Here is a 12,378-nt window from a genome sequence, read left to right on the forward strand (position 1 = left end):
CGTGAAGGTTGTCACAACAGTGGCGACCTTTCGCTACACTTAAAGCATGGAGACTCTGCGATGAGATTATGCGATCGCGACATTGAAGCCTGGCTCGACAACGGTAAACTGGCGATTGATCCGCGCCCACCGGTTGAGCGCATTAATGGCGCAACCGTGGACGTGCGCCTCGGCAATCAGTTCCGCACCTTCAGTGGTCACACTGCGCCATTTATTGATTTGAGTGGTCCAAAACACGAAGTCAGCGCCGCACTGGATCGCGTAATGAGCGATGAGATTGTGCTGCCGGAAGGGGAAGCGTTCTTCCTGCATCCGGGTGAGTTAGCGCTGGCAGTGACGCTGGAATCGGTCACGATTCCGGATGATCTGGTGGGTTGGCTGGATGGCCGCTCCTCGCTGGCGCGTCTGGGCTTGATGGTGCACGTGACGGCACACCGTATCGATCCAGGCTGGCAGGGCCGCATTGTGCTGGAATTCTACAACTCCGGAAAGCTGCCGCTGGCGCTGCGTCCGGGTATGCTGATTGGCGCATTGAGCTTTGAACCGTTGTCTGGCCCTGCGGCACGCCCTTATAACCGCCGCGAAGATGCAAAATATCGTGGTCAGCAGGGTGCCGATGCCAGTCGTATCGACAAAGACTGATGTTCGCCTAAATGATTCAACGTGCGGCAAAGCGGTAAGAGGGTGAATCCCCGGTAGCTGTCATCAGTGTGTGACTGGGGTAAATGAACGCAGCCAACGCCGCTGCAGCATGAAGAATGACGGTGATGAGGGATTATGAGAAGAGTGATAACGACGCTGGCCATCCTGTTAGTGGTGGTCGTGGCGGGCATGACGGCACTGGTGTTGCTGGTCAATCCCAACGACTTTCGTACCTATATGGTACAGCAGGTAGAACAGCGCAGTGGTTATCAACTTGAAGTCAGCGGTGGCCTGCGCTGGCACGTCTGGCCGCAACTCAGTATTCTCGCCGGGCGCATGAGCTTGACCGCACCTGGCGCCAGCCAGCCGATGGTCACTGCAGAAAATATGCGTCTGGATGTCAACCTCTGGCCGCTACTGTCGCATCAGCTAAGCGTCAGCCAGGTGATGCTGAAAAATGCCGTCATTCGGGTCACGCCTGATAGCGCCGCCCAGAAACCGAGCGGTTCACCGGTGGCGCCCACGGACGCGGAACCGGTGGTGACGCGGACCAATGGTTGGTCATTCGACATTGCTAAACTGCGCCTCGCCGACAGTCTGATGATCTGGCAGCAGCCCGGTGGCGATGAATATAACTTCCGTAATCTCAATCTCAACCTCGATCAGGATGCCAGCAAAAATGCCAGCATCGAACTCGCCACGCGCATTTCACGCAATCAGCGCAATGTTAGCGTCAACCTTAAAGGGCAGATGAATGTGGCGCAGTATCCGCATCGGCTGGTGGGGCAGATAGAAGAGATGGATTACACGCTGGACGGCGCTAACCTCCCGCCGCAGGGCATCAAAGGGGCGCTAAGCGGGCAGGGTGAGTGGAATGCCGATAAACAGCAATTCTCGTTGCAAAAGATGCAGCTGACGGCCAACGACAGCACGCTGGATGGCAGTGCCGAAGGGCGTTTAATGTTGCCGCAGCAGCTCAATCTGGCTTTACACGCCACGACATTGAATCTTGATAATCTGATGGCCAGCGCGCCCGCCAGCGACAACAGCACCCCACAGCACGCCAGCGTGACGCGCACGCCGGTGATTGCTGAACCACGCACGCGTACCAACGCTGACTCGCCGTTAAATCTGATGGATTTAACGCTGAGTCTGAATGCGGATTCCAGCGTGTGGCGCGGATTGACGCTGAGCAATCTGCAGATCGATGCCAGCAATCAGGAAGGGTTGATGATCCTGAACAAACTGCAGGGGAAAATTGGTGATGGGCACTTCTCGATCCCGGGCAGCATTGATATCCGCCAGCCGGTGACGAAAGTCGCCTTGCAGCCGGAGATCGAAAACATCGCCATTGCACCCTTAATGAAAGCGCTGGAACTGCCGGAGAGTTTGCAGGGCACGGTCTCCCTGAAAGGCGATCTCAGCGGCACGGGCCTGAGCGTGGATGAAGCGAAGCGTAACTGGCAGGGTAATGCCGAGCTGGAGGCCACCAACCTGCAACTCGCCCAACTTAATCTGCAACAGATGGTGCGCCGTGCCGTGGCGCGCGTGAGCAATAGCGTGACCAATGATGAGCCGGACGAACAGGGGATTCAGCAGTTGAGCGGTCGTATTAGCCTGAATCAGGGCAAGGTTGTCATGCCAGATCTGCAGGGTGGCAGTAACCGGCTGGCAGTGCAGACCAAAGGCACGGTTGATGTGGTGAACCAACAGCTCGACGTCACCTTCCATATGATGCTGCGCGGCTGGAAAGGCGACGATAAGTTAGCGACTCTGCTCAATGGCCAGGCAATTCCACTGCGGATGTACGGTGGCTGGAACAACTTGCAGTACTCACTGCCGGTTGACGATGTGGTGCGCCAGCAGTTGCAGAGTGAAGCGAAGTCGCGCCTTAACGAGTGGCTGGATCGCCAAAAGCCTGAGGTACAACAACCTTAATCCACGTAAAATGCCGTTATGCCTGGTTTGATTAGGCATAACGGCGTTGGTTACCTTGCCAGCTCAGGCGCGGGCACAATCTCCACTTTCTGTACCCGATGATTTTCCACCTGCAGCGTGCGCAATAAATAATCCCCTACCTGTAACTCTTCTCCCTCTTCTGGCACATGTTGCAGGCTGTCCATTAATAATCCGGCCAGCGTGTGGTAATTACGTTTCTCATCCAGTGGCAAATGCACATAGGCTGCCAAATCTTCCAGAGGAATATGTCCGTTCGCCACCCAACCTCCATGCGGCAACGGCTGGATATCATAACGCGCATCAATCTCCTCACCTTCATTCGGCAGATTCCCGGCGATGGTTTCCATCAGGTCACTCAGGGTGACCACGCCTTCCACCGATCCAAACTCATCGACCACAAACGCAAAATGGGTGCGGGCGTGGCGGAACTGCTCCAGTGCCTGCAATAACGTCAGGCGTTCGGGAAAGATCAGCGGCTGTTTCACCAAAGCACGTAAATCGAGAGAATGGCTGTGCAGCGACTGATGGAGCAAATCAATCACATGCACCACGCCGAGCGGATCGTGCCCGCGTTCGGTAATCAGGATGCGGGTGTGCTGATTGTTATCCAGCTTAGCCATGATCGCGGCGGGATCTTCACTCAGATCGATGTGCTCAATATCGTGGCGTGACGTCATGATGCTGCTGATCTGCCGCTGCCCTAAACCGAGTACGCGGGCAATCATGCGCCGCTCCTGGCGATTGAATAACGCACCTTCATCACTGTCGCTGATCAATGAGGCGGTATCGGCGTCCAGTTCGGCGCGCTGGGCTTCACCGCGCAATATGCGCAGCACGGCTTCAGAGGTACGCTGGCGCAGCGGGCGTCCGGCGGTGAGGAAGCGGCGGCGATTAAACAGCGCCAGCTGATTAAACATCTCGATCACGATTGAGAAACCAATCGCCGCGTAGAGATAGCCCTTCGGAATAATAAAGCCGAGGCCTTCCGCCACCAGACTGAAGCCAATCATCAGCAGGAAACTCAGGCAGAGAATCACAATGGTTGGATGACCATTCACAAAGCGCGTGAGCGGCTTACTCGCCAGCAGCATGAGTAAAATGGCAATGGTGACCGCCGCCATCATCACCGGCAGTTCGTTCACCATGCCTACAGCGGTAATCACCGCATCAAGCGAGAAGATGGCATCCAGCACCACAATTTGCGCGACCACTGGCCAGAATTTAGCACCGTTCTTACTTTGACCGCTCTCTTCGTCGCTGCCTTCCAGACGACTATTGAGTTCCGTCGTGGCTTTATAAAGAAGAAACAGCCCGCCGGAGAGCAGCAATAGATCGCGGGCGCTGAAATTGTGCTGGAACAGGGTAAATAGCGGTTGCGTGAGAGTCACCAGCCAGGAAAGCGATGCCAGCAACACCAGTCGCAACAGCAACGCCAACAGCAAACCGATTACGCGCGCCCGGTCACGCGCCGCAGGCGGTAACTTTTCGACCAGGATGGCAATAAAAACCAGATTATCAATACCCAGCACCAGCTCGAGAACGATTAGCGTGACTAACCCTGCCCAGAGCGACGGATCGAGGATCCACTCCATCATGCTTTCATCACCTGAATGTCTGAAAATGCGTTTTGTCTGATGATAGTGAATCAGCAGGCAAGGTACAAATGAGGCAAATCGCGCGATATCACCCTGTTGCCCGGAGTTTTAGGCATATTCTGAGAAGGTACATTTCATCGATAAGATGAATGTATGGATAAACTTCACCGCATCGTGATAGTGACGATTAATTCTAATATTCACGCGCAAGCGTACGTTTTTAATGCGAAGCAGTCCGAAGGTGAGTATCGAATTATTCTGAATTTTACGCAGGAATGGGCTGAAAGGGATGGCATCAATACTTATGGCTGGTAGTCTTTTTCCTAAAATAGTGCAGGGGACACGGGGCCTACTTGTAAACAAGCCAGTAATAACTAGTATAGCAACGTGTTAGTAAATGTCTGCGCCGAAGTTGTTAATAGCGCGCTGTTTAGCTTCTTAATGTTATGAATTGTGATCGTGCACGGGATTAGCCTGCCGCTGGCTAAGAATAATCTCAGTGAATGCGATGAAAATAGATGCGATTGCAGCGGTATTGGCAGCGACAGCCAAGGGCGGTAGCGTGCCTGAAGTGCTTTTCTCCGTTCAGATTAGGGCTAAATCGTGGCAAGGGAAGTCAGACTAATCTGTTGGTATTTATTGCAATTCTTTGGCTTTACTAAAAAGAGAATTGGCATAAACACCGGAGCGTTTGCCGCAGATTGCCTCCCCGTTAGCAGTGGATATATCGCTCATTTATTACACAGGGCAGAGGCGTTAGGGATTAGGGAAATAAAATAAAAGAGTTAAATATGCGCGATAACCAAATTACATATAAAAGTCTCCTCACTAAAATTTTACTGGCGTGCTCGGATTTAATTTGTTTCAACGCGGCATTGTTTATTGCTCTGGCGGTGATTAATTCGTTCACAGATTCTCCACTGGCAGATATATCTGAAAAATACCTGCACTTAAAAATCGCCACCCACGTTTGTTTATCGATTATTTGCGTAGGCTGGTTCTGGGTTCGCCTGCGTCATTACACCTATCGCAAGCCATTCTGGTTTGAGCTGAAAGAGATATTTCGTACCATTCTTATTTTCTCTGTCATCGATTTGTCAATTTCAGCATTATCGCAATGGCAGATGTCGCGCTTTGTCTGGGTGACCACCTGGATTCTGGCGTTGATATTAATTCCGCTGGCGCGCGCCATCTCTAAACGCGTACTGAATCACTTCGGTATGTGGAAAAAACAAACCATCATCATCGGTAGCAGCCGTAATGCTGAAGAAGCCTGGCAGGCGCTGCAGAGCGAAGAGGTGATGGGGTTTGATGTCATTGCGTTCTTCGATGTTGATGGCAGTTGCCCGCAGGCCAGCATCTCTGGCGTACCGGTACTGCACAATGAACAAGAGCTGTGGCAGCTGACGCACAGCGAAACCCAGTTCATCGTGGCTGTGGAGTTTGAACAGAGCCAGCATCGTGACAACTGGCTGAAAATGCTGGCAATGCATAACTGCCGTTCAGTCTCAGTGATTCCAACTCTGCGCGGCGTGCCCCTTTATGGTACCGACATGGCCTACATCTTCAGCCATGAAGTGATGATTCTGCGCGTGAACAATAATCTGGCGAAACGCACTTCGCGCTTCCTGAAACGTGCTTTCGACATCGTCGGCGCACTCAGCATCATTATTGCGCTGTCACCGGCGCTGCTGGTCCTCGGCTTTATGGTTGGACGCGATGGCGGCCCACCGATTTACGGTCATGAACGTGTCGGCATGAACGGACGTAAATTCAAATGCCTTAAATTCCGTTCGATGGTGATCAACTCGAAAGAGGTGCTGGAGGAAGTCCTGCGCACCGATCCGGTCGCTCGCGCCGAGTGGGATAAAGATTTCAAACTGAAGAATGACCCGCGTATTACCAAAGTTGGCCACTTCATCCGTAAAACCAGTCTGGATGAACTGCCGCAGCTGTGGAATGTGGTACGCGGCGACATGAGCCTGGTGGGCCCACGTCCAGTGATTGAAGACGAACTCTGTCGTTATGCCGGTGATGTTGATTATTACCTGATGGCGAAACCCGGCATGACGGGATTGTGGCAGGTTAGCGGTCGTAACGACGTTGACTATGAAACGCGCGTCTATTTCGATTCGTGGTATGTCAAAAACTGGTCGCTATGGAATGACATCGCGATCCTGTTTAAGACAGTGGGTGTCGTGCTGAAACGCGATGGTGCTTATTGATACCAGAAGGGCAGGGGACGAAATCATTATCCCCGTCTGAATAAAACCAAGGGAGCGCATGATAATGACCCACAGTTTCAGTGTTTAACCCGTCAGTTTTATTTTTTATAAGACGCTACACAGCGGCGTTTTCGCCTCTATCAATCATTAACTGATAGCGAAGAATCAGATGATAATGAAAATTAAATTGATACCTTTATTGGTATCCGCGACTTTTCTCTCCGGGTGCACCATCGAACCAGGTTCGCACCTTTCCACTAGCGGAAAAGATGTCATTGAGCAACAGGATAGCAACTATGACATCGACAAATACGTAAATGTCTTCCCGCTGACGCCGCGTCTGGTTGAACAGATGCGACCAAGGCCACTGGTTGCGCAGGCCAACCCGGCGCTGCAAACCGAAATTCAGAGCTACGAATATCGTGTAGGCATCGGCGATGTCCTGAACGTTACTGTCTGGGACCACCCGGAATTGACCACACCAGCCGGTCAGTATCGTAGCGCCAGTGACACCGGTAACTGGGTGCAGGCCGATGGCACTATTTTCTACCCGTACATCGGTAAAGTGCGTGTCGCCGGCCGCACCGTTACGGAAATCCGTGCTGAAATTGCGCGCCGCCTTGCGCAGTTCATTGAAAGCCCGCAGGTGGATGTCAACGTCGCAGCCTTCCGCTCACAGAAAACCTACGTGACCGGTTCGGTGACCACCTCCGGTCAGCAGGCGATCACTAACGTCCCGCTTACTGTACTGGATGCCGTTAACGCCGCAGGTGGCTTAGCCGCCGATGCTGACTGGCGTAATGTGGTGCTGACGCATCAGGGCAAAGAGCAGCGCATCTCTCTACAAGCGCTAATGCAAAACGGCGACCTGAGCCAGAACCATCTGCTGTATCCAGGCGATATTCTTTACGTTCCACGTAACGATGACCTGAAGGTGTTCGTGATGGGCGAAGTGAAGCAGCAGTCCACGCTTAAGATGGACCGCAGCGGCATGACGCTGGCTGAAGCGTTGGGTAACGCGCAGGGTATGGATCAAACCACCTCTGACGCCACGGGCGTATTTGTTATTCGTCCGATTCGCGGCGCTAACCGTACCAAAATTGCCAACATCTATCAGTTGAATACCAAAGATGCGGCGTCAATGGTGATGGGCACCGAATTCCAACTGCAGCCGTACGACATCGTCTACGTTACTGCGACACCGATTACCCGTTGGAACCGTGTTATTTCCTCACTGTTGCCGACCATCGTGGGTATCGATGATGCCAGCGAGGCAACGCTACGTTTCCGTAACTGGGGTAACTAAGGTTTTCGCATGATTAAGTCCGTGTTAATCGTCTGCGTCGGCAATATCTGCCGCTCTCCCACCGGGGAGCGCCTGTTCCAACGCGCGCTACCTTCAACTCGGGTGGCTTCTGCAGGGCTAGGCGCTCTGAAGGGGTTCCCGGCAGACCAGACCGCCAGCGACGTTGCCGCCGAACATGGCGTGTCGCTGGAAGGCCATCATGCTCAGCAGTTAACGGCCAGTATGTGCCGTGACTATGACCTGATTCTGGTGATGGAGAAGCGCCACGTTGAGCAGGTCAATCGCATCGACCCAGCCGCACGCGGAAAAACCATGCTCATTGGGCACTGGCTCAATCAGCAGGAAATTGCGGATCCGTACAAAAAAAGTCGCGAGGCCTTCGAAGAGGTCTACGGGTTACTGGAAAACGCTACCCAGAAATGGGTCAACGTACTAAGCCGATAGTTGGGAATACCCATGAATATTAAAAACAAGGTTATGACCGCGCCAAAAGAAGATTCGAGTGGATGGGATCTGGCGCATCTTGTGGGACAGCTAATTGATCATCGCTGGATCATCGTGGCCGTTACCGCCTTCTTCATGTTGGCAGGAACGCTCTACACACTGTTTGCAACGCCTATTTACAGCGCCGATGCCATGGTTCAGGTAGAGCAGAAAAACACGGCTTCTGTTCTGAATGAATTGCAGGATGTGATTCCAACGACACCCGCTTCTGACACTGAGATTCAAATTCTCGAATCCCGTATGGTGTTGGGCAAAACGGTTAATGACTTAGGTCTGGATACCGTGGTGGAGCAGAACTACTTCCCGGTGATTGGTAAAGGTCTGTCGCGCCTGATGGGCAACAAGCCGTCTGAAATCGCCATTTCTCGCCTGGGAATTCCGCGCACTATCGATAAGCGTACGGTGCAGTTGGAAGTGACCGGTCCACAGACTTATACCGTGACCAGCGAGGGTGATGAGCTGTTCAAAGGCCGCGTGGGCCAGCTGGAGCAGCATGGTGAAGTGACTATGCTGGTCAGCGGTATCCAGGCTGATGAAGGGACCAGTTTCAACGTCACCAAACTCACTGACTTGCAAGCCATCAGAGCAGTGTTAAACGCACTTACCGTCGCCGATAAAGGCAAAACGACCGGTGTGTTGGGTCTGGAATATCAGGATGAAGATCCGGTGCGTGCCAGCCAGGTACTGAATCAGATCGTGAATAACTATCTGCTGCAGAACGTTGACCGCAAATCTGAGCAGGCTGAGAAGAGCCTGGAGTTCCTGCGCAACCAGCTGCCACAAGTGCGTAGCAGTCTGGATGATGCGGAGAACAAGCTCAACGCCTATCGCCGCCAGAATGAATCGGTGGATATGTCGCTGGAAGCGAAATCGGCTCTCGACTCATCCGTTAGCGTGCAGAGCCAGTTGAACGAACTGACCTTCAAAGAAGCTGAAGTGTCACAGCTCTACACCAAAGATCACCCGACTTACCGCGCGCTGCTGGAAAAACGCAAAACCCTGGAAGACGAGCAGGCAAAACTGAACAAGAAAATTGCCGGTATGCCGCAAACCCAACAGGAAATTCTGCGTCTGACACGTGATGTGCAGTCAGGTCAGGAAATCTACATGCAGTTGCTGAATCGCCAGCAAGAGCTGGGAATCAGTAAAGCCAGTACCGTGGGTGATGTGCGCATCATCGACCGTGCGGAAACCGCCGGTAGCCCGGTGGCACCGAAGAAACTGTTGATTATTGCCGCCAGCTTTATTCTGGGTCTGATTCTCTCTGTGGGTCTGGTGCTGCTGAAAGCGCTGTTCCATCACGGTATTGAGAATCCTGAGCAGCTGGAAGAGCTGGGCATGAACGTCTATGCCAGCGTACCGCTGTCAGAGTGGCAACGTAAGAAAGATACCGAAGCCCTGGCGCGTCGTGGTCACAAAGAGAAGAGTGACCCACATAATACGCTGCTGGCGTTGGGTAATCCGACCGACCTCTCCATCGAAGCGATTCGCAGCCTGCGTACCAGCCTGCACTTCGCGATGATGGAAGCCAAAAACAACATTCTGATGATTACCGGTGCCAGCCCGGGTATTGGTAAAACCTTTATCTGTGCCAACCTGGCGACTCTGGTATCGAAAGCAGGCCAGCGTGTGCTGTTCATCGATGGTGATATGCGCCGTGGTTATACCCATGAGCTGCTTGGTTCGGAAAACAAAATGGGTCTCTCCAATGTGTTGTCCGGCAAGAGTGAGTTCTCCCCGGCCATGATTCAGAAAGGCGTGTACGGTTTTGATTTCCTGCCACGCGGTCAGGTACCACCGAACCCGTCTGAACTGCTGATGCATCGTCGCATGAGTGAGTTACTGGATTGGGCGAGCAAGAACTACGACCTGGTGTTGATTGATACCCCACCGATTCTGGCGGTGACCGATGCTTCCATCATCGGTAAGTTGGCCGGTACGTCGCTGATGGTGGCGCGTTTCGAAACCAACACCACTAAAGAGTTGGATGTCAGCTACAAGCGCTTCGCGCAGAACGGTATTGAGATTAAGGGTGTCATCCTGAACGCCGTGGTGCGTAAAGCGGCGAACTCCTACGGTTATGGTTACGACTATTACAACTACGAATATAAACAGAAAGTTTAACGCACCCTGTTATTGACTTAGAGGCGGCATCTGCCGCCTCTTTTTGCGTAAGGAATGACACCATGGCACCCTATTGGGTTATATCCGGATTGTTGCTTCTGATTTCATTGAGTGAGCTTATTGTCAAAAAAGATGAGCGCACTTCGGGTCTGATGCTCTACCTGCTGTGTATTGCCACCGCTATCCTGATTGTGTTTGCCGGGATTCGCGGTTTGGGTACCGGCATGGATGACCTGCAGTATCGGACATTTTATACCGGCTTCATTCAAAGTCTGCAGATCAACGGCTTTAGCGCCACCGTGGAGCTCTTCCGTTATGAGCCGCTGATTTTTGCCATCGCCTGGCTAACCAGTCTGATTTCCAGTAATGCTGACACCTTCTTATTTGTATTCAGCATTCTGGCGGTGGTGACCAATGCGGTGTTCTTCCGCAAAATGTCACCGTACCCGATCCTCGCGCTGGCACTGTATTCCGCCCATATCTATATCAACAAAGACATGAACCAGATTCGCTTTGGTCTCAGTTCTGCGCTGTTTTTGGGTGTGCTCTGGTGTTTATATCTGAAGCGTTACTGGGGAGCGTTCGGCTTTTTCCTGCTCTCTTTCTTCAGCCACAATACCGGAATTATGGTGGTTACGGTCTTGCCATTCTTGTTTATCCGTCAATGGCGCTATTGGCCGGTGCTGATTATCTTTCTGAGTATCCCGATGTCGAAGTTCGGCGGGACAAACTTTATCAGCTTGATCAGTGCGCATATGGGCGCGATGGGGGAGAGGGCGGAAGGCTACAGTGCTGAAGCATCGAATACCGCGGATGGCAGCATCTTCTCGGTTTCTAACCTTAAAAACATCATGCTGGTGTGTATGTTTGTCTATTTCATGCTCAGCGATGAATTGAAACGCAACAACGCTGAGCAGTGGCGTTTTAACTATCTGATGATTGTGACCTTCGCGCTGGGCGGGGCAATCAGGATCTTCTTCTATAACTATTCATCCGGGGCAAGGCTTTCCAACTACCTGTTGCAAGTTGAGCCTATTCTACTGACCTCGTTGATCTATCAATCACGGCAATTGCTCAAGCCGGCGATGTTCGCGATGTTCAGTTTCTTTCTTGTTTATTACCTCTACTACAACACCATCTCGCAGAAACAGGCCGTTGTCGGCTACGAGGTGGCGCAGGAGTTCAAAATCTTTAGGTAACAGAGAGGTAACATGACGAGAAAATTGATGGTTTTAGCCCTCGCGCTGGCACCGATTGCGGCGCTGGCAGCACCGGGTTTAAGCACGTTGCAGATTGACGCATTTGGTGATTCCACTACTGCGGGTGTCATCAGCAAAGACCGTAAAAGCAGCATCACCAAAGCCAGTGAAATCGGTGAATTGGCGCAAATGCTGCAACAGCAGTATGGCGATCGGGTCAACATCGTGGTGAAAAACCACGGCGTGCCCGGTGCGCAGGCCGCTGAGTTGTTGTACCCGCATGGCGGCGATGATCAAAGCCATTGGGAGGACTTGATGAAAACCTCCCCGGCTAAAATCGTTCTGATCAACTACGCCATTAACGATGCCCGACACTATTTTTTCAAGGATAAGAAGGTGCACCTTGAAAGCCCTGAAGAGTATGGGCGGATTATCACGCGCCTGGTTGAAGTGGCGAAGCAGAACCATAAACAGGTTATTTTGCAGGAGCCGAATCCCATTTGCGGCAAAGCGGAACGTTGGAATGTTTGGCCCTACGTCTGGCAACTTAACCAGGTGGCTAAGCAGCAGCAGGTTGCCGTGGTTCACCAGTATAGCGTGATTAAAGAAGATCGTGATTGGCAGTCGCAGATGTCTGACGACTGTATTCATCCGCTGGAGTCACTGTATAAAGCCAAAGCGGATCGTACCTTTAGTATTGTTAGCCCACTTGTTCAGCAAAGTCTTGCGCAGCAAAGCCCCTAACCTTGTTGTGTCGATTTTATAAGGGATCCTGATATGTACATCATGATTATGGTGGTTTCGTTCTGCCTTGCATTGCTCAT

9 protein-coding genes are annotated in these 12,378 nt (G+C 52.3%); 8 read left to right on the plus strand and 1 reads right to left on the minus strand.

Annotation, left to right across the window (positions count from 1 at the left end):
- Positions 1–60: 60 nt before the first annotated feature.
- Complete coding sequence (gene dcd / locus CRO33_RS01020; protein ID WP_034824828.1) at positions 61–642, plus strand: dCTP deaminase; 582 nt, start codon at positions 61–63, stop codon at positions 640–642.
- Positions 643–777: 135 nt separating this feature from the next.
- A complete protein-coding gene (asmA, locus tag CRO33_RS01025; protein WP_097116641.1) occupies positions 778–2,580 on the plus strand; it encodes an outer membrane assembly protein AsmA in 1,803 nt (600 codons plus the stop codon).
- Between the two features lie 50 nt (positions 2,581–2,630).
- Here the strand turns inward: asmA and CRO33_RS01030 are convergent, their stop codons facing one another.
- Positions 2,631–4,196 carry a TerC family protein gene (locus tag CRO33_RS01030; RefSeq protein WP_097116642.1) on the minus strand — a complete coding sequence of 522 codons (1,566 nt, stop codon included), beginning with the start codon at positions 4,194–4,196 and terminating at the stop codon, positions 2,631–2,633.
- Positions 4,197–4,987: 791 nt separating this feature from the next.
- Here CRO33_RS01030 and wbaP point away from each other — a divergent pair.
- The 6 genes from wbaP (at position 4,988) to CRO33_RS01060 (ending at position 12,298) form a co-directional block, all read left to right on the plus strand.
- Positions 4,988–6,421, plus strand: a complete 1,434-nt coding sequence (wbaP, locus tag CRO33_RS01035) for an undecaprenyl-phosphate galactose phosphotransferase WbaP (RefSeq protein WP_097116643.1) — start codon at positions 4,988–4,990, stop codon at positions 6,419–6,421.
- 175 nt (positions 6,422–6,596) lie between these two features.
- Positions 6,597–7,727, plus strand: coding sequence for a polysaccharide export protein (locus CRO33_RS01040; protein ID WP_097116644.1), 1,131 nt, complete (start codon positions 6,597–6,599; stop codon positions 7,725–7,727).
- A gap of 9 nt (positions 7,728–7,736) precedes the next feature.
- Positions 7,737–8,171 (plus strand): arsenate reductase/protein-tyrosine-phosphatase family protein, encoded by a 435-nt coding sequence (locus CRO33_RS01045; protein ID WP_097116645.1) that lies wholly within the window; start codon positions 7,737–7,739, stop codon positions 8,169–8,171.
- Positions 8,172–8,183: 12 nt separating this feature from the next.
- Entirely contained in the window at positions 8,184–10,355 is a 2,172-nt protein-coding gene (gene wzc, locus CRO33_RS01050; protein WP_097116646.1) for a tyrosine-protein kinase Wzc, read from the plus strand.
- Between the two features lie 62 nt (positions 10,356–10,417).
- Complete coding sequence (locus tag CRO33_RS01055) at positions 10,418–11,554, plus strand: EpsG family protein (RefSeq protein WP_034824792.1); 1,137 nt, start codon at positions 10,418–10,420, stop codon at positions 11,552–11,554.
- A 12-nt stretch (positions 11,555–11,566) separates the two neighbouring features.
- Positions 11,567–12,298 carry an SGNH/GDSL hydrolase family protein gene (locus tag CRO33_RS01060; RefSeq protein ID WP_097116647.1) on the plus strand — a complete coding sequence of 244 codons (732 nt, stop codon included), beginning with the start codon at positions 11,567–11,569 and terminating at the stop codon, positions 12,296–12,298.
- Positions 12,299–12,378 lie beyond the last annotated feature (80 nt).

Source organism: Pantoea sp. GL120224-02, assembly GCF_900215395.1.
Taxonomy (GTDB): Bacteria; Pseudomonadota; Gammaproteobacteria; order Enterobacterales; family Enterobacteriaceae; genus Pantoea; species Pantoea communis.